Raw genomic sequence first — 25,882 nt, 5'->3', positions numbered from 1 at the left:
CGACCCAGCCGGTTTTTTGTTATATTTTACTAAAGTTTTGATAATTTTGAAACTTCATCAGAAATATTCCGTATAAGGTATTAAGTGGAATAACCTATACATAGCCATAAACTTTCCATGGGATTTAATGTTTTAATCAAACTTTAAGGTGGGATAAAATGAAAAAAGCAGCTGTTTTAATGCTTCTGTCACTGGTTCTCTTATCAGCCTGTTCATTTAATGTTGGAATAAAAAATGATAAAGGACCTGTTTATGTAGAGGTTGAAGAGCATGAGGACGGAAACGAATAATAGTTAAGTTATCAGGAGGGCACATGACAGAAAATAAACAAGTATCTAATCTGGAAGAATATAATAACCCTGCTTTATATGACTATGAAAATGCCGGCATCAGTGAAGACATTAACTTCTTAATGAAACATGCTGCCGACAACGAAGGCATGATTATTGATCTGGCCTGCGGAACCGGAAGGGTAACAATTCCTTTAGCTGAAGCTGGCTTTCAGCTTGCTGGCGTCGATATACATAAAGGAATGCTTGACGAAGCGGAGAGGAAGTCTGTGAATCTGCCAATTACCTGGCTCGAGCAGGATTGTACCCAGTTGCAATTAACAGTGAAAAGCAGGCTGATTTACATGGCTGGGAATTCCTTTCAGCACTTTCTCACGAATGAAGACCAGGACAAATTATTGAACGGGGTAAACAAGCACTTGGAAGATGGAGGACTTTTTATTTTTGACACCAGGTTTCCGTCTGCGGAAGAACTCCTTGCTCCGGAAAATCAGGAAGAACACTGCAGAACATATGAGGATCCCGAGGCAGGAATGAGGGTGGAGGTATTTACAATCTGCAGCTATGATCAGATCAGCCAACTTCAGCTAAACACGATGATTCGGAGAATGATGGACGATGATGGGACTGTTATATGGGAAAGGCGATCTGATATAACACTAAGATATGTTTTTCCTAAAGAAATGGACAGGCTGCTTTCATCAGCAGGATTTGAAATCCTGGAATCATATGGAAACTGGAAAGGAACACCTCTAACAGACAAAAGTACACAAATGGTTTTTGTATGCAGGAAGGTGGGAGGGAAATAAAAAGAGAGTTGGGAGCATTTAAGTAATTCAGGGACCGACAGTAAACCGGAAATAACAGATGAATAACATAGGAAAGTACAAATTATATAGTACCTTAAATAACATCAACATAAATAGCACTCAACGCCTGGACTTTTTCCAGGCGTTCTGTTTGTTTCGTATAGAATGTGCTTAGATATCTCCAGGTCTGAATTAAGCAGGGTACCGTCTATATCGAGACAAATCATTTTATACGTCATTTTCATCACTCCTTCACAAATGTTTTTCCAATTCTATTAGAAGTTAAAATAGAGAGTTGTTAAGGGAGATGATGAATTGGTCTGTTCGATTAATGGTAAACAGGTTTCCCGGCCACTTCCTTTTCCATTATTTTTTCGAAAAGGGTGTACATATCTTTTTCCGAGAATATCACCGGGACAGGGTAGAGGGGATTTGCCTCATCCAGTGCCCGTTTCACCATGACAGGAATATCGCCTACGTTTATTCCACTTATCTTCCCTGGTATTTCCATATCTTCGTTGAGTTGTCTTATCGCAAAGATAAATTTCTTAGCTTTTACCTCTTCGGTGTCTGAAGGATCAGCTGTTCCGGCAAGCACTGACAGTTCAGCGAGAGGCTGAACTACTGTCTCGCCGTAATATTCCAGCACATAAGGCAGAATAACGGCATTAGCAAGACCGTGGGGGACAGAATAAAAACCTCCTAAAGTATGAGCGATTGCATGCACGTTCCCTACATAAGCCCGTGTAAAAGCTCTCCCTGCTAAATAGGAAGCTTTCTGCATATTTCGGCGGGCTTCCATATTTCCTCCATTTGTATATGCTTCGTACAGATTAGCAAAAATCAGTTTTACTGCTTCTCTGCTGCACTCCCTTGTTTCTGAAGTATTACTTCTTCCAATATATGCCTCCACAGCATGGGTTAAAGCATCCATGCCCGTGGTGGACGTTATATGCTTAGGGAGGTTTATCGTCAGAAGCGGATCAAGAACTGCCCCGTGGGGAATCAGCACCGTGTCACTCACAGCGTATTTTTCGTGAGTTTCGCTGTTTGTGATTACAGCTGCAACTGTGGCCTCGCTTCCGGTACCTGCTGTTGTCGGGACTGCAAAAAGAGGAGGGATCTCCCGTCTCACTTTAAGGGTGCCTCTCATTTCAGGTATGCTTTTTTCCGGCCGGGCAATCCTGGCGGCCACTCCCTTCGCACAATCCATAGGCGAACCTCCGCCAAAAGCGATGATTCCCTGGCAATTATGTAGTTTATATAGTTCAAGTGCTTCTTCAATATTTTCTATGGTCGGGTTCGGGACGGTCCTGTTGTATACAAAATAAGACATACCTTCTGTACGAAGCCTTTCCTCAAGGCTGTCCATGAGGCCGAGGGAGGATATCCCTTTGTCTGTCACAATCAGCAGACGTTCAATACCTTTTTGTTTTATAAACTCAGGGAGACTCTCTAAGCTGTTTTCCCCTTCTAATAACTCCGGCTTTCGCCAGTGAAGCACGTAACCAGCTGTTTTGAATGCTTTCTGATAAGCCCGGCAGTACAATTTGTACATCGTTCTCCCTCCCAGTCATCTCTAGAATCTATAAAGTGAACCTTCCATCAGTGGGGGGTCTTCATTCTCCACTGATTATCAGCTGAACAAATCGGGATGATAGCGTCCGTCACCTCCCATCTACCCATTTTCGCTTTCAATCATGTTTTAAGGCGGGAATTTTTATGGACATCTTTATCGAGATAAAACTCACTCTTATTTCCATATAACTCCATTATTGAAAAGGTGTCAAGCAGGAAAAGCCGCTCTGGAATTTTCACAAAAAAGCAGGTAAGAAATTGGGAAAAAGCGAATGTATTCTATGGTTATAAAATAAGGGGGTAAAACATTGTTAAGTTATTATAGTAAACTTTCGTCAGAAGTGTATGAATTGGATAAGCCTGTTGGCCGTTCGTTCGGTGATGTGGAGTTCTATCTGGAGAGGCTCGCTACCTGCAGGGGCAGAATTCTGGAGCCTGCAGCGGGAACTGGACGAATGCTTATACCTCTACTGGAAAATGGTCTGCAAGTCGACGGATTCGATCTTTCTCCGGAAATGTTAGCTATTTGCCGGGAGAACTGTAAAAAAAGAGGGCTGAAACCTTATCTTTTTGAAGGGGAAATGGAAAGCTTCTCGTCAGATGCCAATTATGAGGCGATTATTCTTCCAGCTGGATCCTTCCTCCTTCTTCATCGCAGGGAGGACGCCATAAAAGCGCTGCAGAATTTTCACCACCATCTTACTGATGGAGGAAAGCTTATTCTTGATATTTTTCTGCAGACAGATTTTGATCTGGGTAAAGTCTCCACCAGGACATGGGAATGTGGAAACGGGGATATTATTTCTCTTGAATCTAAAACAGTTGAAGTGGATTATATCCATCAGCATTCCGTCTCACACAGCCGCTTTGAAAAGTGGAGGAATGGTAAACTACTGCAAACTGAGCTGGAAAGATTTCCTCTGCGCTGGTTTGGCGTGGAGGAATTCAAACAGCTGCTTGAACAAACAGGTTTTCAGGACATTGTAATCTCAGCTGATTATAAGCACGGTGAATACCCTTCTGAACCGGAACAAATGATAACATTCGAAGCCTCAGCTTCTAAAACTTTTACATACAAAAAAGTGTAAAAAGTTCTTGAAAATGACAAATAGGAGATGAAATAATATCTCTTAATATGATATCTTTATCATTGAAATGAATTACAATAATCGCCAGCAAGGAGTAAGGATAATGAGATACAGAAGAAACGATTCGTTCAGATATGAATTTGAGGAGCCTGTACCCTGTGTATTCACCACAGGTAATGATGCCTGCAGAAGCAATGAAGCAGACGGTAAAATTAATGATATTAGTCTGGGCGGATTAAAGTTAATAACTCCTGTCGCTGTGCCTCTGGACAACGAACCAACAGAAATCGAAGTATCTTTTGAACTGAATGATCACACTTTCTTCCTGAAAGGCGAAATTGTATGGGGAAAAAACTCCTATAAATACAATACTTTCGGCATAAAATTCATTCTTGATGAGGCTGCGAAAAAAGAAATCGTTAAAGAATTAAAGGTATATTCCAGAGGAATCGCAGTCATTAAAAATAAAGCTTAAGCTCTGTTCCGAATGAATAGAGCTTTTCTTTATTCAGGAGTTGACGATTCATACCTTCAGCGCAGGCATTGCACCATCTGAATTCCTGAATGAGGGCGATTCATACCTTCAGCGCAGGCATTGCACCATCTGAATTCCTGAATGAGGGCGATTCATACCTTCAGCGCAGGCATCACACCATCTGAATTCCTGAATGAGGGCGATTCATACCTTCAGCGCAGGCATTGCACCATCTGAATTCCTGAATGAGGGCGATTCATACCTTCAGCATAGGCATCACACCATCTGAATTCCTGAATGAGGGCGATTCATACCTTCAGCACAGGCATCACACCATCTGAATTCCTGAATGAGGGCGATTCATACCTTCAGCACAGGCATCACACCATCTGAATTCCTGAATGAGGGCGATTCATACCTTCAGCACAGGCATCACACCATCTGAATTCCTGAATGAGGGCGATTCATACCTTCAGCGCAGGCATTGCACCATCTGAATTCCTGAATGAGGGCGGTTCATACCCACAGCACATACAATTCATCACCTGGATCCTAAAAGAGTCCCTTATATTCTTCAAATAACATAGCAATAATTGTAAATACTTGGGCTAGAGAGGTGTAACTCCGGCAGCATCTCTTTCGTCCTATAAGTAAAACATATGGCGGTGAACCTAAAATGAAAATTATTAAACTTTTTAACAGGAAGCTGATCATGCTTCCTCTGGCAGCAGCTTTATTTTTCATTCTCCCAGGCTGTGGGCAGGGCGGTGACAATCTGGCAGAACAGGGGAACGAACCTGACGAAGTGCGCGCAGGCTCTCCGCCCGATGATGAAACTCACACCAATGAAGAAGATATAGCTGTGGTTGATTCTCCGGTCTACGGGGCCAGTGACTGCCGGAATCTTCCGTGGACCAAAAAAGAGTTTGAAGAGCCTTCCGGAAAATGGTTCCTTCATAATGGGGAAGGCCTGCTGGGCTATCAGCTGACAACAGGAACTCAAAGAGCAGGGAGCAGTTTCGTTGTTGATTTTATCGCTCATAAAGACGAAGGAGAAGCGATGGCCAGAACAGTCAGGGTTCAGTTGATTTCCTTCAATGAGGACGGTAAAGAAGAGATAGTCAAAGAAAAAGAGATATTTGTTGAAACAGCAGGGAAGGGAGGTCCAGTATATTCCGGATATCTTCCTGAAAAAGAAAATGTTTCCTATGTGCTGGCAGTTGAAATTCTGAATGAAGCAGGGGAAACAGAAGATACAATGCTGTCATGTATTTACGTGCCGGAACCGGAAATTAATGCAGAGCTTATGACAGATAAAGAAGTCTATTCAGGCGAGAAAGAGCTCATTTTAATTTTAGAGAATCATGGACCGACGGAGCTGTTCTTTGGTGTCGACTATGCCGTTGAGAAGAAAGAGGCTGATTCCTGGGTGCCAGTCCCGCTTGATCTGGCTTTCATCAGTATCGGTTTATATTTGCCCCCAGGGGAAGAATATGAAAGTATTGTTGATATAAGTGAGCTCCCCCAGGGAGAATACAGGGTATTAAAAAATGTAAGAGTGGAAGAACTTGATTTGCAGGAAATGTTGACGGCACCGTTTATTATTGAATAAAGGAATTCCCGAGCAGGAACAGGAAAAGAGGAAGAGCTTATGGACGATAAAACCAGATGGAACGAAAAATATAAGAAACGGCTGAATAATGAACGGAAAGAGTCCGGTGCAAATGATCGTTTAAAATATCTCTCTCCATACTTCAATGGAGGGGTGGCTGTGGATTTTGCTGCCGGCCTGGGGGAGAACAGCCTGTTTCTTGCCCGGCACGGGTTTGAAGTTCAGGCATTTGATATTTCAGAAATAGCCGTGGAGCATTTATCGAAAAAAGGGGAAGAAGAACAACTGTCAATAGACGCTCAGGTTTGTGACCTGACTAACCTGGACAGAGATCTTATCAGGAAGGACTCTGCTGACATAGCAGTCATTGCTTATTACCTTGACAGAGAACTCATCCCTTTTGCCATGGAGACTGTAAAAACAGGAGGCTTCTTCTTTATGGAAACTTTCTTCTTAGCGCCTGGAAAAGAGGAAGAGGGGGTCGCAAAGAAATACAAGCTGGAGCCTGGAGAACTTCTTTCTCTTTTTAAGGAGTGGCACATCCTTTATTTTGAAGAAAATGAACATGAGAGCCGGCAGACTTTATTTGCGAGAAAAAAATGATGGGCTGTAAGGAACCCAATTCAAATAAGGAAGCTGTTTTGTCCGCCGCTGAACTGAAGCAGCCGGGATTGCAGCTTCCTTTTGTACAATTATCCCGATGTAACCGTCCGTAAAACTCCCGCCTCAAACCAGGAGTGGAAGCGAAGATGTTCAGGCGGGAGATAACGGACGCTAAACCTTCAATCAGTGGGGGGATGAATAAAACCCCCACTGATTGAAGGTTCACATTATGTAACGGAAATAATACAGTCAATCGTTATATATTCTCTTTCATCCTCATCACTTTTAATATGAAGTTTTTTAGTCAGATGATCGATATAATGGGCTTTTCCGGTGAAGTCTTCGTAAAACCCATTCTTCCAGTAAACGAACGTTAATTCTTTATCAAATTCCATCGCTTCACAAATAAGATATTCGAATTCCTCTAATTGCTGCGGCTCCAGTTCCGGCTTCGGCTGTTTCTTATGCTCGTGCTGCAAGTCCCGCAGCATCGCCACATGTTCCGGCAGCATCATCGCTGTCCACTTAATTGTTCCCCGGTCTTTGTTTTGCTTCATATCCATTATCATCACTCCTCCTGAATTAATCATAACGGATTTCAAAACTCATAACAAGAACAAATGTTCGCATTTTGATGGATGAAAAGGAAATTTTTATCTATAAGGATCTGGACCAGGAAACAGTCCTGTCTTACAAAAGATAATAATAACAACATTTACAAAAATTTGGTATGCCTTTCAAAAACACTATAGTAAAATGAATATTACAAAATTCAAATCATATTGGCGGTGTAGTTGATGAGTAATCTCCCATTTGTCGAGCAATATTCCTGCAAGTATCAATCTCAAGTACTAGATTTAATTCTCCAGATCCAGCAAGCGGAATTCAATGTTTCCATCACGAAAAGCGACCAGCCTGATTTATCTGCCATTGAAGAATATTACCAGACAGGCAACGGAAACTTCTGGGTTGCCCTTTACGAGGATAAAGTTGTTGGCACTATCAGTCTTTTAGATATAGGGAAGAAGGAAGCTGCATTAAGAAAAATGTTTGTAACCAAAGAGTACCGCGGAGCTAAATATAAGACTGCCAGCATGTTATTGAATACGGCGCTTAACTGGGGAAAAGAATGTGGAATTAAAACGATCTATCTCGGAACGACACCTCAATTTTTAGCAGCACACAGATTTTATGAAAAAAATGGATTTATCAGCATTGTTCCAGATGATTTACCGGAAAAGTTCCCGGTCCTGCAGGTGGATAAAAAGTTCTATAAATACGTCCTTTAACAAACGGACGCCGGAACCCGCCGCTAAAACCAGAAGCCTGGGAGTGCCTTAACAAGCACTCCAGGCTTTTTACTATGTTAATCAGAGAGTTGTTCCTGTGATACGTCTTACAGAAAGCACTCCGCAGCACACTAATTAATACAGAGAAAAGCTAATGCCTCCGTCTTCACTGACCTCAATAGTAGAATAGCTTTCAAAGGTGTCCTGATGGGTAATTTCATGTTCCTGCAGTTTACCAAAGCTTTCCATATAATTTCTGTACGATTCAGGTTCCTTTATCAAATGATAATAGTGCACCCGCTTACCATCGACTTCTTCACTTCCCTTGTAAGAAAAACGGTCCTCATACTCCTTCTTAAACCAGCTCCTTGCTTCCTCATGGGTTTCAAAGTCGGGCATTTCATTTATAATTTCCGTAATATCAAAGTTCATTTAATGTCGGCTCCTTTCAGAAATCACGCACTTAGTTTGTCCTCTAGGTTTTGTATAATGCACAGGTTCTGTTTTTCAGGGTTATATCGGCTAAAATGGTGGGTTTATCGGCGAAAAAATGACTTTATCGGCGATATTGGAAGGTTTATCGGCGAAAATCAGGAGTTATCGGTGACTCGCCAATATATCAGAGCAACTTACTCCAAACCGGCCCTGCACAGAGCAGTTTTTCAAAAAATCCAGCCTTAAACAAAGGAAAAGACATGGTTAATCCAGAATAGTAATACTGCAGCTAATGTTCACACATTTTTCATTTGAGTCTGTACCAAAGATACGTTAAGATGAGTGTTGAGTGTTATGGAAATAATTAGCGAAAGGGGGATCTTCAGTGAATACAAAGGAAGAAATCATCAAAATGATTAAAAACCTGCCCGAAGATGTAACAGTCGAGGACATTATGAAAGAATTATATGTAAAAGCAAAGGTTGAGAAAAGGCTCGATCGCATGGAGAGCCGAAACGGCATCCCTCAGGGCGACTATACTGCAAAAACATGGAAACTTCTTCATTGATCCGCAGTCTGACAGGCAGCGGAAAACAGAAAACGAAATGGCACTTATATTATAAATAAATTATCCGTTGCTGACATCACTGAAGAGTGGTGTTCTTTTTTTGCCAAAATTATGTCTTGTTTAATGACGTGCCGGTTCAGGTAATATACATACGACAAGGATTACACAATATCTGCATCACTTTTTAAACGGAGGCGGTAATATGGCAAAAATTCTGATGGTATTATCAAGCGGCTATAACGATGAGGCCAATGAATATGAAACAGGCTGGTGGGGGGAAGAACTGTTCGCTCCACTGCATGCCCTTGAAAAAGCCGGCCATCAGGTAGATCTTGCTTCACCAATGGGAGGAAAACCAACAGTAGACAAGAAGAGCTTTGAGCCTGAATACGATCCGAACGGAACCTATAAAGAGCTTTATGAATCCGGGAGAGCTGATGAAACAGCAAAGATCTCTGAAGTGATGGCGGAAGAATACGAAGCCCTGGTTATTGTCGGCGGCCATGGCGCGATGTTTGACCTGGCAAAAGATGACGACCTCCACCGTGTAATAAACACAGTGTATGATAATGGAGGAATCGTTGCCGCAGAATGCCACGGCCCAGCACCGCTTATCTGGACGATACGACCTGACGGCAAAAGCATTATAGACGGGAAAAAAGTAACCGGATATCCTGATGAAATAGAGCCGGAAGGATTACTGGATAATATTTTACCTTTCAGCCTTGAACAGGAGTTGTCAAAGACCGCAGACTATGACAAAGGGGATCTGAACGAGAGTGCTCACGCTGTCTGGGCAGATGACCAGATCGTCACAAGCCGGGACCCTTTTTCCTCTGAGTTGATGGGCGAAGAGCTTGTAAAGGCGCTGGAAAAAAGAAAATAACTTAAAATGCGCGATGGATTACCCTTGCCAGATCATGCTGGCAAGGGTATTTTTGTGGCTTCTGTACAGTTCCTTAACAGGACTCAGCGGTCAGGAAAATCTATCAAACTCCCTTCAATATATTTTAAATATTTAGTTTTTCAGGTATAATAAAACTATCTTCGGAACCCGAAATAATTACAGCTTGATATAAAAAGGTTCCGGCTTTATTTTTATAAAATCGAAGGGAGTAATGATATGTCAGCAACTGTTAGGAAAACTCTTACCCGCTCAGAAGTTCCTGTGGAACAGACATGGGATGTTACAGATCTTTTCGCCACAGAGGAAGACTGGAAAAAGGAACTGGAAGCAATTAAAAAGGATATCGAAACAGTTACACAATTTAAAGGACAGCTTGGAGAAAGCGGTGAAACACTGCTTAATTGCCTCATTGCGAAGGACGAGCTCAGTGAACGGCTGATGCGGGTGGAAACATATGCCCACCTCCGCCAGACAGGGGACGGTTCCGATCCGGTAAACCAGACGAATTCTGTGCTGGCAGGGGGATTAGCAGCAACCGTAAGTGAAAACCTTGCTTTTATCGAGTCTGAAATTCTCAGCCTCTCTGACGAAACGGTTCACTCATACATAGAACAGGTGCCTGCACTCCAGGAATTCCGGAAGGCACTTGAAGATTTACTGGCCTCAAAAGCCCACAGGCTCACTCCTGATGCGGAAGAAGTCCTGGCGGCTTTTACCGAGATTCATAAAGCCCCTTATATGATTTATGAAAGAAGCAGAACATCGGATATGAGATTCCCGTCTTTTCAAACAGACGATGGGACTCCGCATGAATTAACCTTCAACTCATTCCCAGCCTATGAAGGCTCTGCGGATACGGAGCTTCGCCGTAAGGCATACGCTGCATTTACGGATACACTGAAACAATATCAGAATACTTATGCGGCGAATTATGCTGTTGAGGTGAAAAGACAGGTAGTGGAGGCAAGACTCCGCGGGTACGAATCTGCAACAGACATGCTTCTGGATAAGCAGCAAGTAACGAAGGAGATGTACCATAATCAGCTCGATACAATTCAGGAAGAGCTGGCACCGCATATGCGCCGCTACGCGAAGCTGAAAAAGCAGGTTCTGGGTCTTGATAAAATGACGTTCGCCGATTTAAAAGCACCTCTTGATCCGGAATTCGATCCGCCGGTAACATATGAAGAAGCGTCTAAGTTAGTTCTCAAGTCCCTTGAAGTAATGGGTCCGGAATATATGGAGATCATGGAAAGAGGAGTGAGAGACCGCTGGATCGACCGTGCTGACAACGTTGGCAAGCGTTCCGGAGCGTTCTGTACAAGCCCTTATGGCATACATCCATACATTCTGATGACCTGGCAGGATTCCATGCGAAACGCCTATACGCTTGCCCATGAGCTTGGCCATGCAGGGCATTTCGGTTTAGCCGGAAAATATCAGCGCATTTCCAACACCCGTGCATCTCTATACTTTATTGAAGCACCGTCTACAATGAATGAAATGCTCCTCAGCCGTCACATTCTCTCTCAGCCGAATGATGACCGGATGCGCCGCTGGGTTGTCCTTCAGTCGTTAGGCACGTATTATCATAACTTTGTTACACATATTCTTGAAGGAGAGCTTCAGCGAAGAGTTTACAAGCTCGCCCATGAAGGAACGCCAATCACAGCAAAGCTGCTGAATGAACAAAAAAGAGAGGCACTGGCTAATTTCTGGGGCGACGCTGTTGAAATCGATGAAGGTGCCGGCCTGACGTGGATGCGCCAGCCTCACTATTATATGGGTCTCTACCCTTATACGTATTCTGCCGGCCTTACAGCTTCGACAGCTGCAGCTCAAATGTTTGCAGAAGAAGGCCAGCCGGCGATCGACCGCTGGTTAACTGCAATGAAAGCTGGCGGAACAATGAAGCCGCTGGAATTAATGCAGCTTGCCGGGGTAGATTTATCTACACCGGAGCCAATCAAAAAAGCAGTCGCCTATGTAGGCACCCTGATTGATGAACTTGAAAAAAGCTTTAATGTGAAATAAAAGGATAACCTCCAGCCTGATCTAGGCTGGAGGTTTTTTGATAAAGTCCTGTAAAAGAATCAATTTCATAATTCAAGATTTTCATCATAAATACGAACATTATCTTAAAATGTTACTTTGTTGTTCGAATTACGCTACAGAAGGACACGTTCTGCGGGCACGGCTTCAACTAATTTTTGACGGCTGAACGCCGGCAAAATGGATTTTCAGCTTCTCATGCTTTTCCCGCAGGAACGAGCATCTTCTTCACCGCAAATGCATCGAGTTGTCTCGACGGATATTCTACGGAGCTATGCTGGCAAAACACTTTTTGCGAAGAGTAACCGCAGGAGCAGGTCTCTTTTGCGACGAGTAACCGCAGGAGCAGAGGAAGAGACAGTCACCGCCGTCTTACGCTGTAATGTTCCTCATTTTTTATGCAAAGTTTATATATGAAATTCATTCAAAAGAGAAAAATTTTCTGGAATTACGTAAGGCCGATAGTTTATAATACTTTAGAAAGTTTTTGAGAGGGTGGCATAATGACTACAACAAAGAAACCATTTAAGGCGGCAGCTATACAGTTTAATCCGAAGCTGAACCGCCGCAATACAAATATACGTGCACTAATGAAGCTTGTAAGGGAAGCTGCAGAAAATGGGGCTCGTCTGATCGTAACTCCTGAAATGGCAACCACCGGTTACCATTACCTTGACCGGTCTTCCATATCAGCCTATGTAGATACAATTCCAGGGATTACAACTGCACAGTTCGCACAGATTGCGAAGGAATATAATACATACATCGTCATCGGGATGGCGGAGCATGATTTAACGAGCGGGCTTTATTATAATTCCGCCGCTCTTGTGGGTCCGGAAGGATATATCGGCAAGTACAGGAAAATTCATCAGTGGGTGGTTGAGAATTACTGGTCCTGCTGGGGGGACATGGGCTGCCCCGCATTTGAAACGGAACTGGGAAAAATATCGATGATCATCTGCCAGGATTCCACTTATTTTGAATCTGCCAGGCTGGCGGCAGTAAACGGAGCAGATATCCTTTGTTTTCCTACAAATTCATCAGGCGCTTCCATCTCTCTGCTGCAGCACTGGGCAGAAATGAACGGGTTATATGTGGTAAGTGCCAACCGTTCCAATACGGAAGAGGAATTTCATATGGCAGGCCTCAGTGCTGTATGGTCGCCTTCAGGAAAAAAAATTGAGGAAGCACCCTACTCAGCTTTTAATGATGAAACAAAGGATGAAGCCAGGATCATCTATGGAGAGATTGATCCGGAGCAATATGATAATGAAGCAAAAGAGCGTATCCTTGAAAGAAGAATGGAAGCTTACAAAGACTTAATGCTGTTTCTCGGACCGTGGGATTATACAAAAAACACAGAATCCCGCCACATACATGCGGCAGCCATTCAGTATGAGCCGGTAATCGGTGACAAGGAAGCCAATCTGCAAAAGGTAACCAGACTTGTTAAAGAGCAATTACAGGAAGGTGTGAACCTGGTTGTTCTTCCTGAATTATCATTAACCGGGCCTGTTTACACCACAAAGAAACAGGATATCGCCGAATATGCGGAAACAGATGACGGTGCTTCAGTAGGAGCAATGAAAAAGCTTGCGAAGGATGGGGGCATATACTTAGTGTTCGGTTTTGTTGAAAAAGTAGCACCTCATTTTCACAATACAGCTGTTCTGATTAGTCCTGAAGGGGAAGTCATTGGCAAGCACAGAAAAATCCATCTGAATGAACGGGACGAACCATGGGCGGCGCCTGGGTCAAAAATATCAGTAACACCAGTAAACGGTTTTGGCCGGATTGGACTGATGATAGGCTACGATGCCGCATTCCCGGAGGTTGCGGGAGTCCTTACTGTAAAGCGTGCCGATGTCATTTGTATTCCGGCAAGCTGGAGCGGGGAATTCGGCACGGAAATAGATATCAACCCGAAAATCTTCCCGGAGCCTTATCCGGCAGGATCGGTAACTACATGGGATGCAGTGGCCAAAGGAGCGCAGGCATATACGGTAGTGGCTAATTTTACTGGTACAGAATATAACTTTAAAGGAAGAAGCGCCATTTACAACCTTGACCAGAATTACACGAATGACAAGACGGTGATCGCTTCTGAAACAGAACAAGAAGTTCTCATGAATGACTTTAAAACAATGAAAACCGACTGGTGGCTCGACCAGGAAAAATTAATTTTGACTCGAAGAACGGATTATTATAAACCGCTTGTTACGAGAGTTCCTCCATTGCTTTAAATGTGGCAGCAGCGGGCAATTGAATCGTGAATCCACCTGCAGACAGACCTGAGTATCTATTCTTATGGTCTGTTTTTTTAATTCCGGAACCTGAAAAGTTATAAACACTCAATAACTGGGTAACCAAACAGATAACTGCTCTATTTGCATGAAGGAAGGGGGAAGAGTCTGCATGGAAGTAAAAAGAATGATTATTATCTTTTTTACAGGTATATTGCTGGCTGTTACAGGAGGAATTTTTTCACTGAACACAGTCATGGAAACAGAAACAGAAGAGGATCTCGGAGTTTTTGAAGCGGTCCAGTCTGCAGTTTCTGCTAATTATGACAGCCCCCGGGAAAAACAGTTAAAAAGTGAATGGAACAAAATGAACTATAAGCATCTTACTTTTTATTATCCGGACGAAGCAGAGGAATTAGTTCCGATTACAAAGGAAACCGTGGAGATTGCCATGGAGAAGACTAAAACTATATTAGGCGAGTATAATAAAAGACCTGCAGATGTTTTTATTTTTGAAAATCAGGAGGATCTCGAACAGTTTGCAGGGGAGACTGGCATTGACGGTTATTATTCTGATATTAAAAAGCTCATTGGTCTTGCTCCGGAAGATAAACAAGCGCTTTTAGGCAAGTCGGAAGAAGCATTGTTTGAGTTCCAGTCTACGTTAGTTCACGAATATACACATTATGCCGCGAAACAGAAGATGTTTGATCTGGCTATCGATCCGGAACGCATTCCCGTCTGGTTCGAAGAGGGAATCAGCGAGTATGCCGGAAAAGATAAATTTGTAGAGCAGGATGCGGAAGCTGTATCGTTCAGCACCTTAACCGAAAAAAGAAGCTGGGAAGAGGCAGACAAAAAGGAAGATACAGATGTATATGGCCAGAGCTTTCTCGCTGTTAACTATTTAATAGAAGAACACGGGGAAGAAATCATAAACGATATTTTAATAGAAACTAAAAAAACTGGCGGATTTTATAAAGGGCTCTATCAAACTACCAGGCTCACACTCCATGATCTTGATCAATCACTATCAGAAGAAGAAACATAAAGCACAGCCAGCCGGCTGTGCTTGTTTAAAAATATTCTCCGTCTGCAAATCACTTGCATGTTCCCTATTTACTGAGTGAGTACCTGTAAGCGGAAAAACAGCTTATACTTATTTTATACAAATGTATAAGGAGGACGCCCATGAAGCCATCCAGATCGTTTTTTTCCAAAAAGAAGAAAGGTCTTCATCAGCAGGAAGTTACCATCAGGCCATACGGGCCAGGTGATGCAGGTTATATTGCGTACCTACACGGGAAGCTCTACGCGGAAAAATATCAATTCGGGCCTGTATTTGAGTACTACGTAATGAAAGGATTGACCGAATTTCTCTATGATTCTGAAGGAGGGGAGCTGTGGATTGCAGAAGTGAACGGGCAAATTGCAGGGTCCATCGCTATTACAAGAGAGAATGAGAATACTGCTCAGCTCAGGTGGTTTATTCTGGATGAGAAATTTCATGGAGCCGGGATCGGACGCCGATTGATGGAAACAGCGGTTGAATTTTGCAATGAGCAAGGATATACGTATGTATTTTTATGGACGGTAAGCGATTTAAAGGCAGCCCGCTATCTCTACAAGGATTTTAATTTCGAATTGAAAGAGAGTAAACAAAACGATGAGTGGACAGAGTCAGAGATCACTGAGGAGAAGTGGGAACTGACGATTCATTGATCAATATAAACATTGAAAACTAACATAGACAATGTACTAAATGGGCTTACATTTGCAGAACAATTCTGATAATATAGGTTTCATAACTTATTTTTGGATACACGTATAAAAGAGGAGCTGGAAGGTATGAAAGAGGATTCCTGTGTTACATTTATCGGCGCCGGAAACATGGCAGAAGCGATCATTTCCGGTGTAGTAAAAAAAGGGCAGTACCGTCCTGAGCAGCTGGCTGTGACTAACAAAAATAATATGGGACGTCTGATTGAACTTCAGGATAAGTATGGAGTTCAGGGAATTGCCCGGGACCGCCTCCCCATCTCCTCTGCAAATATTATTATTCTGGCAGTGAAGCCAAAAGATGCGGAAGAAGCCCTCTGGTTTTTAAGGGACCGCCTGCAGCCTGATCAGCTTGTTATCAGTGTGATGGCCGGCATATCTATTTCCTATCTCGAGGCACATTTATCCAAGCACCAGCCGATCATCCGGACAATGCCAAACACGTCGGGAATGATACTGGAATCAGCCACAGCACTTTCGCCGGGGCAGCATGTGACAATGAAGAATGTAAATCTTGCCAAATCACTTTTTAAAGCAATTGGAGAAGTTTATGTAATTGAAGAAGAACAGATGGATCTTTTCACAGGGATGGCGGGAAGCGGTCCGGCATTCTTTTATTATTTAGTAGAGCACATTGAGAAAAAGGCCGTGGAAAATGGCATGGATTCTATAATGGCAAGGGAAATTGGCGCACAGACGATTCTCGGGGCAGCTAAAATGCTGCTGGAGCGGAGTGAACCAACGAGCCAGCTGAGGAAAAACATCACCTCTAAAAACGGAACTACAGAGGCAGGGCTTGAGGCTCTTTCCAGAAGCGGCGGCGGCGAGGCATTAATGGCAGCGATCGAAAAGGCTATGAACCGCTCTAAGGAGATTAGCAAAGAGCTTGAACAAAACAGCTTAGAAAAGAACAGGCTGTAAAAGAGGAATTTTTGAATGTTCCTTTAAAAGGTGGCAGACAGAGATTGAAATCCTGTCTGCCATCTTTGTGTACTTTATTAAGTGATAGTTATTACGGAGAAGTGGACAAGCATAATATGTAAAACTATGAAGCGAAAATTTTCCACTCATTCTCTTCCGCTATCTTTTTCATTTCATCTTTTGGATTAACAACGACAGGATACTGAACATACTGGAGGAGAGGAATATCACTTGCACTGTCTGCATAAGCCCAAATTTCACTTTCTTTCCCGTTAGAGGGCAGGCTTTCCTTGCTGAGCTGATCAAGCCACTCCTGGACTTTGCGGACTTTCACATCCCCATTTACAATTTCACCAATCTGGCCCGTACAGCGTCCTTTTTCATCAAAAATAAGCTCAGTACTTATGACATGCACATCCAGCTTGACTTCGTTTGTAAAGGCCTTTAAAAATGGCAGCAATGCTCCGGACAATACGATAACTGTGTCTCCGTTTTCCTGATGCATGCGGATGGTATTGATAAGATCATGGTGAACTTCTTTTTTCCCATGATCTACAAGCTCCTGAAAAAATATATCCAGCTCCTCATTTGTTTTCCCCTTAAACGTTCTGGCAAACGACTTGAAAAATTCATGGCGCAGTGCTTCTTTTCCTTTTACAGCCCCTAAAACCGCAGACTTTGCTAAACCGGCAGAAACGATTCCCCAGTCCCTGAGTTTAAACTGCTTCCTGCCGGCCTGAAACATAACATTGAACGAGTTTCCCTGAAAAAGAGTCCCATCAAAATCCACCGTTACGATAGCCATCTCAAGTCACCTCACTTTTCAGACAATTATAAAGGAAGTCCAGTTAAATGTAAAATTGCTGGAATAAAAGGAATGAAGTGGATGACACAAAACCGACAAGGGTCTGGCCCTGTGTGTAATTGTTCACAAAGGGCCAGACCGATGGGTTAATTAGAGGTATCATTTTTTTCATTTTCATCTCTTGTATACGTATCTGTATCTTTCATTTCATTTCGGAGAGAGGCACTGTGCATTAATCTCAGAATAGGGCGGACAACAAGAAAAGTACTTCCGAGAAGATAGCATACTTTGCCGATGATATCTAAACCATCGAAAAAGTTAAGAATACTCCCGGCTACAAAAAGTACACCAATTAATATATCGTTTATAGTAGACAATACCCGATATCTTTTATCAAAATACAGGCGAAATCGTCCTGCTTTTACGTCTAAATAATCTTCCCCGTCTTTCACTACAGGCAATTTCAACTTCGTCATTCTCCCTTCATCAAACATTGACTCCTGTTTTTTTCCCCTGTTTTAAGGAAAATAAACCCTATCTAGTGGGAAGGGGCAACCTGAGTTCCGGATTTGCTTTGCCGGTAAAGTTACCCGGATAACATTTCTGCCAAAATCAAGCTCTTCGTTAATTGGCTGTATACTGCTGTATAGCCCGAATGAAGGGATCAGAGGCGTTCCTCTGCACATATCTTTTAATGTTGGCGCTTTCATTAACTAATTGGAGCTTTATCTCATTTCTTCCCGCATATCCCTTGAAGTCATTGCTGAGCATGTTACTATAGAAATCGTGTGCTACAGAACGGACTTTATTTTTCAACAAGAATAACAAGGAGATTGATAGAATGGCTTTAAATAAGCAAATAGTTTTTATCGGGGCAGGCAATATGGCGGAAGCGATGATTTCCGGTATGGTGACAACGGGAACTGTCGAACCTGGCCAGATAACTGTTACTAACCGCAGCAACGGGGAGCGCCTTGCAGAACTAAATGAGCGATATGGGGTACGCGGCGTACCACGTCATATGGTAAATTTAGGAGAAGCGGACGTTGTAATCATAGCGATGAAGCCGAAAGACGCAGAAAAATGCCTACTTTCCCTGAAGGATGAACTACATGCTGACCAGGTGCTTATGAGTGTGCTTGCCGGTATAACAACTTCATTTATGGAAGAGCATCTGCAGACAGGGCAGCAGGTAATCCGGGTAATGCCTAATACTTCGAGCATGATCCAGGAATCGGCAACGGCTATTTCTCCTGGGGAAAATGTAACGATGAAAAATATCAAACTTGCTAAAACTCTTCTGCAGGCGATCGGAGAAGTATACGTTATTGAAGAAGACCAGATGGACCTCTTTACAGGAATTGCAGGGAGCGGGCCTGCATTCTATTATTATTTAACTGAGCATATTGAAAAAGCAGCTGAAGAAAATGGTATGGATCCGGCTAATGCAAGGGAAATAGCAGCACAGACCTTATTAGGGGCTGCGAAAATGATGATGGAGAGAGACGAATCCCCGGCACAGCTAAGAAAAAATATCACTTCTAAAAACGGCACTACTGCAGCCGGTCTCACAGAGCTCGCTGAAAACGGTGGAGGCCGGGCAATCAGAGCTGCTATTGAAGGGGCAATGAACCGATCTAAGGAAATCAGCAGCCAGCTGGAAAAAAAGAAAGAGCCTGTGCATCAGTAGTATACAGTTCAGTTATTTAACCCTGGGGTACACCCGGGGTTTTTTACCGTGTCTGAAGGGGAGGGAAGTCTGTGTTTTAACCTGGCTGTGCCCGAGCCACTTTTAGTAATTTAATTTGGATGAATATTCGAGATACTGCCACTAAGAAGATTTTCCGCCAGACAGAAATTATGGTAAAATAGCAAGAGATTTGTATGTTAAGAGATTACTTTTAATAAAGATAAGAGAGCTGTTTTGTTCACTTTTCGGTAAGCCTTTAGTGAGACGGTGAATATCCTGGCCTGGATACCGGTTTTACTGGTAGTCAGTAAGATTTTTGATAAAGTGCAAGAGAGGAAGCAGCTGCTTTTTACCCTTTCAGAAAACGAGAGAGTGGGCTCTGATTCTGTTTGGGGCACGATAGAGGGGAGTGTTATCATTGCCGGTTGAAACATCCATAATAATTGCGACACTAATGTTTATTGGATCCATACCGATCAGTGTATTTATCATATACAGAAAACTTCAGGACGATCATAAAAAAGAAACAAAAGCTGAGGATAACCCTAACCCACATAAGGAACAGACACCTGACTAACCGGACTCCAAAGCCTGTTTACCGGCAGTAGTGTTCGTTTATACAGGTTTCATTCGTGTGTGTTTGTGTATCGGAGGATTGGATGAGAAAATTTAAATATACGCCTTTATTGATTATGTTTCTATTTATTGCCGCAGGAGTTATCAGTTTTTTTGTTTTCCGTTATTTCTTTACTACGTACCCTTTATTCTAAATTCCTGATTAGTGTGAGGGGGAGGAGGAAGGTCACCTGGCTTCATGCTTGGTGACCTTTTTTTCGTAAGTATCCGGCATATGGGCCACCCAGCCCGAGGCTTGATGGCTTTTTCAAGTGAGACCTTTGCAATTTATACACCATACAGTCCAAACGAAGTAAAACCCCCTGACTTTCACTGCCAGGGGATTTTTCCAGTTAATCCTTATCAATTTTCTTTAGAGGAGCTGTTGCGGGGCCTTCAAGCACTTCGCCCGTATAGGAGAAACGGGAGCCATGGCACGGGCAGTCCCAGCTTCGTTCGCCGCTGTTCCATTCCACGCCGCATTTCATGTGGGTGCATGTAGTATCAACGATATGGAGCTCTCCACTTTCGTCTTTGTATGCCCCTCTGCGAAGCCCCTTGATTGAAACGACAGCACCTTCGCCGGTTTCCAGCTCTTCCAGCTTTTTGTCCTTCCTTTTCACCCGGGATTTCACCATCTGTGCACCATCATCGGCCATTTCTTTTATCAGCGTTTTTGCCGCTTCGCCTTTCAGATGCGTACGGGTAGGATCGAATAATTCCTTATATTTGTTCGGCTGGTCTGTAATGAGATCCTTCAGAAGGTGAGCTGCGGCCATGCTGTTTGTCATACCCCATTTTTTAAACCCGGAAGCTGTAAGAACATGGGGTCTTCCGGTTACAGACTGTCCGATCAGTGGCACATTATCAGGTGGGATTAAATCCTGTGCGGACCATCTGTACGCAACTTCCTTAACGCCGTAATGTTCATCTGCAAACTTTCTTATATTCTCAAAATGCTGCAATGTGTCTTCACTTTTCCCTGTTTTATGGCCTTCACCACCGAATATGGCCAGTTTTTCTCCGTTCACTTCTGTATGCCTTAATGAAAAACCCGGGTCATCAATCCCTAAATACATGCCTTCCGGAATCTCTTTCTCAGTTTTCACAGTAATTGCATAAGATCTTTCCGGGTGAAGCCGTGAAAAATAAAAGCCTTTCATATCGTCAAAAGGGAAGTGGGAGGCCATAACGACCTTATCGCACCAGATATCATACCCGTTCCTTGTTTTCACAGTGACAGGGTCGTCACCTGTAATATCATCAGCCATTGTGTTTTCATAAATCAAGCCGCCAAGCTTTTCGATTTCCTCCACAATTCCCTGGAGAAATTTAACAGGGTGGAAGTGGGCCTGGTTTCTCATCACTAGGGCAGCTTTCGTATGAAAGGGAAGCTCCGACTTATATATGAGTTCTCCTTCAATATTTAACTTCTCGTAAGCGTCCATTTCTTTTTCCAGCTGTTTCTGCCCATCCTCTGTACCGGCATGGAGGTACGCATCCTGAACTTTATACTCACAATCAATATCATGCAGGTCGATGAGTTTTTTTATGTTGTTCATTGCTTCCACCTGTGCATCATAGTACAATCTCGCTTTTTCTTCTCCATGTGTATCGATCAGCTTATCGTACATGACATCGTGCTGAGCGGTAATTTTTGCCGTTGTGTTTCCTGTTGTACCATCTAACAGGGACCCCCCTTCGATCAGGGCCACCTGTTTACCTTCGAGGCTTAATAAAAATGCAGTGAGTATGCCTGTCATACCGCCGCCGACAATAGCAACATCCACGTCTATGCTTTCATTCAGTACTGGAAATGCCTTCAGACTCTTATGTTCTCTCCAGTAGGAAGAAGAGCAGGAAGGCAATGTTTCCGCATTGTTGTAATATTCATTAGTCATTTAATCTCCTCCTTTTATTCTAAAGAGGCTATACCCAAGTTTCTGCTTAAGCATACATTCTATTTAAACGAAACCTGAAAAGTTGCTTACTGTTAAGCTAATAGTCTCTGTTTTTTAACAGGAATCTGCTATTATTAATAAAACGATTTTTATCCCGATGTAACCGTCCGCAAAACTCCCGCCTCAATACATGAGTAGAAGCGAAGATGTTCAGGCGGAAGATAACGGACGCTAACATCCCGATTGGTTCAACTAACAATCAGTGGGGATGAATAATCCCCCCACTGATTGAAGGTTCACTTTATAGAGACAGGGGAGAGAACCATGAATAACAACAAGCCAATGATTGGAGTTTTACCGCTTTACGACAGCGAAAAAGAAAGCTACTGGATGCTTCCGGGTTATATGAAAGCCATTGAAGAAGCAGGAGGCATTCCTGTGATGCTGCCGCTCACCTCAGATATACATACGATAAAAACACTTGTTTCCTCATTTGACGGATTTTTATTTACCGGGGGCCAGGATGTAGACCCAAAGCTTTACGGGGAAAAAGAAGAGGAATTTTGTCAGGAAACCTGCAGTGACAGGGATATCATGGAAAAATTGCTTTTCGAAGAAATACTGGCGCTTGATAAGCCAGTGTTTGGTATATGCCGTGGCTTGCAGATTATCAATGTCCTGCTCGGCGGCACGTTGTACCAGGATCTCCACGCCCAATTCGACTTGAGAGAAGGAGGCCATAAACAAAAACATCCTTATGATGAGCCGCTGCATCGTGTTCTAATAGAAAAAGACAGCCCTCTTTATGAGTTAATGGCGGGGAGGGAGGCAATGATGGTAAACAGCCTGCACCATCAGGGTGTCAAAGATTTATCTCCGAAGCTGGCCCAGGCAGCATACTCGGAAGACGGGCTGGCAGAAGCAGCATATATGCCAGGAAAAACCTTTATTTTCGCGGTCCAGTGGCATCCGGAATTTAATTTTCATAAAGATCCGTGCAGTTTCCGTCTATTCCAGGCTTTTACTGCCGCATGTCTGGAAAAAAAGAGTACAGGGACAGCACAGAAAAATGAAGGCATGGTTCAGGGATAAGAAACGGAATCTTTATTCAGAAGAATTTAGTCCGCTGAATGCAAACTTGTCCTGCAAATCCCTTTGCAGGACAAATTCTTATTTAGCGTAGCCAATTATGCTTTTTTCTGCACAATAAGCTTCTCGCCGGCAGTTTGGCTTGTTTCCTTAAGATAAGCATCGGGTTCTGTCCTGGTTTGACCTGAATTAATAGCCTGCAGGTTCTTTCGAATTTCCGCAAGCAGGTACAGCACTCTGATCAGACAGCCTGCAATGATACTAAAGCCCAGGAAGGTTCCCCAGAAAGGGCCAAATAAAAGGAGCAGGAAGGCTATAACCATACTGATTGTAATGGAAATAAGTAAATTCATAATCTATCCACCATCCTTCATTATTCATGCTGGGGCAGGTGAGATGAAGCAGCTACGGTTTTTATACCCCTATAAAGGACAAGCGTAACGTTAATTGCATGCAAAAGGGGTCATTTAAGGGTTGAAGGGTTCCGCTAGCGGGTGGGGTGCTTTTCCTATTAAAAAAGATAATGCCCATTTCTTGGGGGTTCAGATTAAGCAACCGATTTACTAATTAAACGGAAAAATTCCGCTTAATTAGTAATTTTTATAAATAAACGCATAAATAGGCGGAGAGATTCCGTCTATTCACTCAGAAAATTGGAAAATAGATGATTTTGCTTGGCATAACCGGAAAACATTCCCTTATATCACCCTGAAACAAGCTCCAATCTGCATATAAACGGAAAATCTCCGATTATTTTACTTTAGTTATACCTTTTACTTCAATGTACGGGCAATTGGTATTAAATTTGTTTTTCACCTGAACCTGAATCACAAAGGAGGGGTTAATGATGAAGCGTTATAATCCTGAAAATAAATGCCCGCTTTGTGGTAAAAACAACGACTGTAATGTGGCAGGCGATTGCTGGTGCAGCAGAGAGACCTTTCCGGAAAAAATACTGTCTCTGGTGCCAGACCATCAACGGAGAAAGGCATGCATCTGCATTAACTGTCTGAAAGAGTATAAGAAAAATTCCGATAAAGATAGTCAGCGTCACTATTGAGAAACCACACTCGTAATACATTCGCAAAAAAAGGACCCTAAAAGGTCCTTTTTTAAAACTATAGAAATCGCAATCGGCGAGTTTTCTTTATTTCTCCTTCTCCTGCTGCTGTCCATTTAGTTCATCGATAAGTGATTCTGCAGCTCTCCGGTATAAATTACTTAAGCTTGCGAGAGACGTGATAAGGAGTATATTTTCAAGTTCATCTGCATCGGCATCCATACTGGTTTTAAGCTCGTCCTTAACAGCTGCGCTGTGGTCCTGAATCTGTTTCGTGAAAATTTCTGTATTATGAAAAACTAGGTTTTGGTAACTCTTATAAAAGGAAGTAAAATTAAAGTCATCGTCATCCAGACGGTCATTAATACCATGAAGAGTCTCTTTAATATCAGTGATCGAGAGAACACCTTTCATCTGATAGATAAGGCTGATAAGCATAAGATGTTCTTTCGTATACCTTTTATTTTTAACAGGAGGGAACAACTTTGCTTTTGCGTAATTATTTATCATTGTTTTCGTAAGTACTTTTTCTTCATCCTGGCGTTTTGCTCCGGCAAATTTTTTCTCAAACAGCTGAATAACCTGATCCATGTATAAGTCAATCTCCGGAAGGTCATCGGTAGTTGTTTCTTTCTGTATATTAAGCTCAGTAAGGAATTCTTCCATTTTACCCATTTAAAACCCTCTTTTATCCGTATTTTTATACTCACATTGTATCATTGAGCTTCACGTAAAACAATGTTGACTACATAATGAATGTTAGTGTATACTTCATGTAGTTATCGATACTACATATCAACATGAGAGGTGATCAATTATGGATGCGTATATCAGAGAGCCAATAAATGGTTTAACACATCTGTTTGGTGCAATTATGGCTTTTGTCGGGCTGCTTGCAATGGTTATAAAAGTAGCGGAAGGGGGCTTTACCTTTTTAGAATTATTCGCGGTTATCGCTTTTGGGGTAAGCATGATATTGCTTTATTCTGCTTCGGCAACTTATCACATGGTGATTGCAAAAGAAAAAACGATCGCTTTTTTACGACGGGTAGACCATTCAATGATTTTCCTTTTAATCGCAGGAACATATACTCCATTTTGCCTGATCAGCCTGAACGGCCCGGTGGGGTGGATACTGTTTGGGTTTGTGGCAGTACTTGCAGTGGCAGGCGTTGTCTTTAAGTTAATTTGGTTCAGAGCTCCAAGATGGCTGTCCACACTTCTATATATTGGCATGGGCTGGATCATTATCTTTGCTGTCATTCCGCTGCTGAACAGTCTCGGCCCGCAAGGCGTTTTTCTGCTCATCCTGGGCGGGGTAATCTATACGATTGGCGGCGTCATCTATGCCCTTGAGCCTAAATTTGTGACAACAAAGCGTCTGGGCTTCCATGAAATATTCCATCTGTTTATCCTTGCTGGAAGCTTAGCCCACTTCCTAAGTGTATATTTATATGTACTTTGATGATCCGAAGATCCTGCAGGTAAACGTAGTCGATTAAGCTAAAGTTCATAAAAAGTTCAGGGGCCAGACCCTTGTCGGAAAACTGCGACAAGGGGCTGGCTTTTTTATGCAGGAGGTGAAGGACGGTCGAGCAGAATGTACCTCTGGAAACCATACAGCAAAAATGACTTAGCATACATTAAAAGGAATAAGATGAAGGGAGGCATCCGCTCCAGGGAATAAAGGTTAATTTTCCTTGCGAAAGAGGATAATGGGTAAGCAAGTACCAGGTTCATCAGCAAATTAACTACAGTAAAGGGGATGAACTTGCCATACGTGAACTTCATTATCCATAAGACAATTGCTAAATAAGCGCTTGATATATATGGAAGTTCCGCATCTATATTATGGCTTACATTTGTTTTTGCGTGCCACCACTTCAGTTTCCTCGCAGGATAAGACTCCGCTAATAAAAGAAAGGCGATAAAAAAATAAGAAGGCAGAAATCTTCTGATATCCTTCCAGCCAATGAAGGGAATACTTATCCAGGATAAGAACAACATTGCGAATAATAGTTTTCTTGGCAATTTCACCCGTTCGACCTCCTTTATTAGTAAAATCTCTAAAAT

The 25,882-nt window shown here is 42.7% G+C and carries 28 protein-coding genes; 19 read left to right on the top strand and 9 right to left on the bottom strand.

Going from position 1 to position 25,882, the window contains the following annotated elements:
* Positions 1 to 158: 158 nt before the first annotated feature.
* Both BK582_RS28110 and BK582_RS15880 read left to right on the top strand, forming a co-directional pair.
* Positions 159 to 290 carry a hypothetical protein gene (locus tag BK582_RS28110; RefSeq protein ID WP_255242929.1) on the top strand — a complete coding sequence of 44 codons (132 nt, stop codon included), beginning with the start codon at positions 159 to 161 and terminating at the stop codon, positions 288 to 290.
* A gap of 23 nt (positions 291 to 313) precedes the next feature.
* The gene (locus BK582_RS15880; RefSeq protein ID WP_078595974.1) at positions 314 to 1,099 is read left to right on the top strand and encodes a class I SAM-dependent DNA methyltransferase; all 786 of its coding nucleotides are present in this window, start codon (positions 314 to 316) and stop codon (positions 1,097 to 1,099) included.
* 328 nt (positions 1,100 to 1,427) lie between these two features.
* Here BK582_RS15880 and BK582_RS15875 read toward each other — a convergent pair whose 3' ends face one another.
* Complete coding sequence (locus tag BK582_RS15875; protein ID WP_078595973.1) at positions 1,428 to 2,657, bottom strand: iron-containing alcohol dehydrogenase; 1,230 nt, start codon at positions 2,655 to 2,657, stop codon at positions 1,428 to 1,430.
* 328 nt (positions 2,658 to 2,985) lie between these two features.
* On the opposite strand from BK582_RS15875, the gene BK582_RS15870 reads away from it, so the two are divergent.
* From BK582_RS15870 to BK582_RS15855, 4 genes are all read left to right on the top strand, one after another.
* On the top strand, positions 2,986 to 3,765 hold the full coding sequence (locus tag BK582_RS15870) for a class I SAM-dependent methyltransferase (RefSeq protein WP_078595972.1): 780 nt from the start codon (positions 2,986 to 2,988) through the stop codon (positions 3,763 to 3,765).
* A gap of 103 nt (positions 3,766 to 3,868) precedes the next feature.
* On the top strand, positions 3,869 to 4,240 hold the full coding sequence (locus BK582_RS15865) for a PilZ domain-containing protein (protein WP_169911061.1): 372 nt from the start codon (positions 3,869 to 3,871) through the stop codon (positions 4,238 to 4,240).
* 676 nt (positions 4,241 to 4,916) lie between these two features.
* Positions 4,917 to 5,852, top strand: coding sequence for an immunoglobulin-like domain-containing protein (locus BK582_RS15860; RefSeq protein WP_078595970.1), 936 nt, complete (start codon positions 4,917 to 4,919; stop codon positions 5,850 to 5,852).
* Between the two features lie 39 nt (positions 5,853 to 5,891).
* Positions 5,892 to 6,455: a class I SAM-dependent methyltransferase gene (locus BK582_RS15855; RefSeq protein ID WP_078595969.1), complete on the top strand. Its 564-nt coding sequence runs from the start codon at positions 5,892 to 5,894 to the stop codon at positions 6,453 to 6,455.
* A 227-nt stretch (positions 6,456 to 6,682) separates the two neighbouring features.
* Here BK582_RS15855 and BK582_RS15850 read toward each other — a convergent pair whose 3' ends face one another.
* Positions 6,683 to 7,018 (bottom strand): YolD-like family protein, encoded by a 336-nt coding sequence (locus BK582_RS15850; protein WP_244895405.1) that lies wholly within the window; start codon positions 7,016 to 7,018, stop codon positions 6,683 to 6,685.
* Between the two features lie 234 nt (positions 7,019 to 7,252).
* Between BK582_RS15850 and BK582_RS15845 the strand changes: the two genes are divergently transcribed.
* Positions 7,253 to 7,744 (top strand): GNAT family N-acetyltransferase, encoded by a 492-nt coding sequence (locus BK582_RS15845; RefSeq protein WP_078595967.1) that lies wholly within the window; start codon positions 7,253 to 7,255, stop codon positions 7,742 to 7,744.
* A 135-nt stretch (positions 7,745 to 7,879) separates the two neighbouring features.
* Here the strand turns inward: BK582_RS15845 and BK582_RS15840 are convergent, their stop codons facing one another.
* On the bottom strand, positions 7,880 to 8,176 hold the full coding sequence (locus BK582_RS15840; protein ID WP_078595966.1) for a hypothetical protein: 297 nt from the start codon (positions 8,174 to 8,176) through the stop codon (positions 7,880 to 7,882).
* A gap of 388 nt (positions 8,177 to 8,564) precedes the next feature.
* On the opposite strand from BK582_RS15840, the gene BK582_RS15835 reads away from it, so the two are divergent.
* The 7 genes from BK582_RS15835 to proC (BK582_RS15805) all read left to right on the top strand — a co-directional run bounded on the left by BK582_RS15835 (position 8,565) and on the right by proC (BK582_RS15805) (position 16,649).
* Positions 8,565 to 8,747, top strand: a complete 183-nt coding sequence (locus tag BK582_RS15835) for a hypothetical protein (protein ID WP_078595965.1) — start codon at positions 8,565 to 8,567, stop codon at positions 8,745 to 8,747.
* A 202-nt stretch (positions 8,748 to 8,949) separates the two neighbouring features.
* The gene (locus BK582_RS15830) at positions 8,950 to 9,633 is read left to right on the top strand and encodes a type 1 glutamine amidotransferase domain-containing protein (protein ID WP_078595964.1); all 684 of its coding nucleotides are present in this window, start codon (positions 8,950 to 8,952) and stop codon (positions 9,631 to 9,633) included.
* Between the two features lie 237 nt (positions 9,634 to 9,870).
* The gene (gene pepF, locus BK582_RS15825) at positions 9,871 to 11,688 is read left to right on the top strand and encodes an oligoendopeptidase F (RefSeq protein WP_078595963.1); all 1,818 of its coding nucleotides are present in this window, start codon (positions 9,871 to 9,873) and stop codon (positions 11,686 to 11,688) included.
* Positions 11,689 to 12,209: 521 nt separating this feature from the next.
* Complete coding sequence (locus BK582_RS15820; protein WP_078595962.1) at positions 12,210 to 13,949, top strand: nitrilase-related carbon-nitrogen hydrolase; 1,740 nt, start codon at positions 12,210 to 12,212, stop codon at positions 13,947 to 13,949.
* A 172-nt stretch (positions 13,950 to 14,121) separates the two neighbouring features.
* Complete coding sequence (locus tag BK582_RS15815; protein WP_169911059.1) at positions 14,122 to 15,000, top strand: collagenase; 879 nt, start codon at positions 14,122 to 14,124, stop codon at positions 14,998 to 15,000.
* A 140-nt stretch (positions 15,001 to 15,140) separates the two neighbouring features.
* Positions 15,141 to 15,671: a GNAT family N-acetyltransferase gene (locus tag BK582_RS15810; protein ID WP_078595960.1), complete on the top strand. Its 531-nt coding sequence runs from the start codon at positions 15,141 to 15,143 to the stop codon at positions 15,669 to 15,671.
* A 93-nt stretch (positions 15,672 to 15,764) separates the two neighbouring features.
* A complete protein-coding gene (proC, locus tag BK582_RS15805; RefSeq protein ID WP_338066824.1) occupies positions 15,765 to 16,649 on the top strand; it encodes a pyrroline-5-carboxylate reductase in 885 nt (294 codons plus the stop codon).
* Between the two features lie 124 nt (positions 16,650 to 16,773).
* Here proC (BK582_RS15805) and BK582_RS15800 read toward each other — a convergent pair whose 3' ends face one another.
* Positions 16,774 to 17,454 carry an HAD family hydrolase gene (locus tag BK582_RS15800; RefSeq protein ID WP_078595958.1) on the bottom strand — a complete coding sequence of 227 codons (681 nt, stop codon included), beginning with the start codon at positions 17,452 to 17,454 and terminating at the stop codon, positions 16,774 to 16,776.
* 146 nt (positions 17,455 to 17,600) lie between these two features.
* Positions 17,601 to 17,930: a YrhK family protein gene (locus BK582_RS15795; RefSeq protein ID WP_078598076.1), complete on the bottom strand. Its 330-nt coding sequence runs from the start codon at positions 17,928 to 17,930 to the stop codon at positions 17,601 to 17,603.
* A 365-nt stretch (positions 17,931 to 18,295) separates the two neighbouring features.
* On the opposite strand from BK582_RS15795, the gene proC (BK582_RS15790) reads away from it, so the two are divergent.
* Positions 18,296 to 19,144, top strand: a complete 849-nt coding sequence (proC, locus tag BK582_RS15790; RefSeq protein ID WP_078595957.1) for a pyrroline-5-carboxylate reductase — start codon at positions 18,296 to 18,298, stop codon at positions 19,142 to 19,144.
* 418 nt (positions 19,145 to 19,562) lie between these two features.
* The gene (locus BK582_RS27115) at positions 19,563 to 19,721 is read left to right on the top strand and encodes a hypothetical protein (RefSeq protein ID WP_167553147.1); all 159 of its coding nucleotides are present in this window, start codon (positions 19,563 to 19,565) and stop codon (positions 19,719 to 19,721) included.
* Positions 19,722 to 20,112: 391 nt separating this feature from the next.
* Here the strand turns inward: BK582_RS27115 and BK582_RS15785 are convergent, their stop codons facing one another.
* Positions 20,113 to 21,660, bottom strand: coding sequence for an FAD-dependent oxidoreductase (locus BK582_RS15785; RefSeq protein ID WP_078595956.1), 1,548 nt, complete (start codon positions 21,658 to 21,660; stop codon positions 20,113 to 20,115).
* 324 nt (positions 21,661 to 21,984) lie between these two features.
* On the opposite strand from BK582_RS15785, the gene BK582_RS15780 reads away from it, so the two are divergent.
* Positions 21,985 to 22,752, top strand: a complete 768-nt coding sequence (locus BK582_RS15780; RefSeq protein WP_078595955.1) for a gamma-glutamyl-gamma-aminobutyrate hydrolase family protein — start codon at positions 21,985 to 21,987, stop codon at positions 22,750 to 22,752.
* Positions 22,753 to 22,847: 95 nt separating this feature from the next.
* Here BK582_RS15780 and BK582_RS15775 read toward each other — a convergent pair whose 3' ends face one another.
* Entirely contained in the window at positions 22,848 to 23,102 is a 255-nt protein-coding gene (locus BK582_RS15775; RefSeq protein WP_078595954.1) for a hypothetical protein, read from the bottom strand.
* A 491-nt stretch (positions 23,103 to 23,593) separates the two neighbouring features.
* Between BK582_RS15775 and BK582_RS15770 the strand changes: the two genes are divergently transcribed.
* Positions 23,594 to 23,809 (top strand): cysteine-rich CWC family protein, encoded by a 216-nt coding sequence (locus BK582_RS15770; RefSeq protein WP_244895404.1) that lies wholly within the window; start codon positions 23,594 to 23,596, stop codon positions 23,807 to 23,809.
* 87 nt (positions 23,810 to 23,896) lie between these two features.
* Here BK582_RS15770 and BK582_RS15765 read toward each other — a convergent pair whose 3' ends face one another.
* Complete coding sequence (locus BK582_RS15765; protein ID WP_078595952.1) at positions 23,897 to 24,484, bottom strand: DUF1836 domain-containing protein; 588 nt, start codon at positions 24,482 to 24,484, stop codon at positions 23,897 to 23,899.
* 142 nt (positions 24,485 to 24,626) lie between these two features.
* Between BK582_RS15765 and trhA the strand changes: the two genes are divergently transcribed.
* Positions 24,627 to 25,274 carry a PAQR family membrane homeostasis protein TrhA gene (gene trhA, locus BK582_RS15760; RefSeq protein WP_078595951.1) on the top strand — a complete coding sequence of 216 codons (648 nt, stop codon included), beginning with the start codon at positions 24,627 to 24,629 and terminating at the stop codon, positions 25,272 to 25,274.
* A 104-nt stretch (positions 25,275 to 25,378) separates the two neighbouring features.
* On the opposite strand, the gene BK582_RS15755 is transcribed toward trhA, so the two are convergent.
* Positions 25,379 to 25,846 (bottom strand): hypothetical protein, encoded by a 468-nt coding sequence (locus BK582_RS15755; protein WP_078595950.1) that lies wholly within the window; start codon positions 25,844 to 25,846, stop codon positions 25,379 to 25,381.
* Positions 25,847 to 25,882 lie beyond the last annotated feature (36 nt).

Source organism: Evansella clarkii (assembly GCF_002019695.1).
In the GTDB taxonomy this organism is placed as follows: domain Bacteria; phylum Bacillota; class Bacilli; order Bacillales; family Salisediminibacteriaceae; genus Evansella; species Evansella clarkii.
This window is presented reverse-complemented; position numbering and strand designations above follow the sequence as displayed.

Bases quoted from the DNA above. Each gene is read 5' to 3' on its own strand.
- BK582_RS15795 (WP_078598076.1), bottom strand. From the start codon at position 17,930: ATGACGAAGTTGAAATTGCCTGTAGTGAAAGACGGGGAAGATTATTTA.
- BK582_RS15785 (WP_078595956.1), bottom strand. From the start codon at position 21,660: ATGACTAATGAATATTACAACAATGCGGAAACATTGCCTTCCTGCTCT.
- BK582_RS15840 (WP_078595966.1), bottom strand. From the start codon at position 8,176: ATGAACTTTGATATTACGGAAATTATAAATGAAATGCCCGACTTTGAA.
- BK582_RS15830 (WP_078595964.1), top strand. From the start codon at position 8,950: ATGGCAAAAATTCTGATGGTATTATCAAGCGGCTATAACGATGAGGCC.
- BK582_RS15850 (WP_244895405.1), bottom strand. From the start codon at position 7,018: ATGGATATGAAGCAAAACAAAGACCGGGGAACAATTAAGTGGACAGCG.
- BK582_RS15875 (WP_078595973.1), bottom strand. From the start codon at position 2,657: ATGTACAAATTGTACTGCCGGGCTTATCAGAAAGCATTCAAAACAGCT.
- BK582_RS15765 (WP_078595952.1), bottom strand. From the start codon at position 24,484: ATGGGTAAAATGGAAGAATTCCTTACTGAGCTTAATATACAGAAAGAA.
- pepF (WP_078595963.1), top strand. From the start codon at position 9,871: ATGTCAGCAACTGTTAGGAAAACTCTTACCCGCTCAGAAGTTCCTGTG.
- BK582_RS15810 (WP_078595960.1), top strand. From the start codon at position 15,141: ATGAAGCCATCCAGATCGTTTTTTTCCAAAAAGAAGAAAGGTCTTCAT.
- BK582_RS15880 (WP_078595974.1), top strand. From the start codon at position 314: ATGACAGAAAATAAACAAGTATCTAATCTGGAAGAATATAATAACCCT.
- BK582_RS15800 (WP_078595958.1), bottom strand. From the start codon at position 17,454: ATGGCTATCGTAACGGTGGATTTTGATGGGACTCTTTTTCAGGGAAAC.
- BK582_RS15855 (WP_078595969.1), top strand. From the start codon at position 5,892: ATGGACGATAAAACCAGATGGAACGAAAAATATAAGAAACGGCTGAAT.
- BK582_RS15770 (WP_244895404.1), top strand. From the start codon at position 23,594: ATGATGAAGCGTTATAATCCTGAAAATAAATGCCCGCTTTGTGGTAAA.
- BK582_RS15820 (WP_078595962.1), top strand. From the start codon at position 12,210: ATGACTACAACAAAGAAACCATTTAAGGCGGCAGCTATACAGTTTAAT.
- BK582_RS15780 (WP_078595955.1), top strand. From the start codon at position 21,985: ATGAATAACAACAAGCCAATGATTGGAGTTTTACCGCTTTACGACAGC.
- BK582_RS15860 (WP_078595970.1), top strand. From the start codon at position 4,917: ATGAAAATTATTAAACTTTTTAACAGGAAGCTGATCATGCTTCCTCTG.
- trhA (WP_078595951.1), top strand. From the start codon at position 24,627: ATGGATGCGTATATCAGAGAGCCAATAAATGGTTTAACACATCTGTTT.
- BK582_RS15815 (WP_169911059.1), top strand. From the start codon at position 14,122: ATGGAAGTAAAAAGAATGATTATTATCTTTTTTACAGGTATATTGCTG.
- BK582_RS28110 (WP_255242929.1), top strand. From the start codon at position 159: ATGAAAAAAGCAGCTGTTTTAATGCTTCTGTCACTGGTTCTCTTATCA.
- proC (WP_078595957.1), top strand. From the start codon at position 18,296: ATGGCTTTAAATAAGCAAATAGTTTTTATCGGGGCAGGCAATATGGCG.
- BK582_RS15865 (WP_169911061.1), top strand. From the start codon at position 3,869: ATGAGATACAGAAGAAACGATTCGTTCAGATATGAATTTGAGGAGCCT.
- BK582_RS15775 (WP_078595954.1), bottom strand. From the start codon at position 23,102: ATGAATTTACTTATTTCCATTACAATCAGTATGGTTATAGCCTTCCTG.
- BK582_RS15845 (WP_078595967.1), top strand. From the start codon at position 7,253: ATGAGTAATCTCCCATTTGTCGAGCAATATTCCTGCAAGTATCAATCT.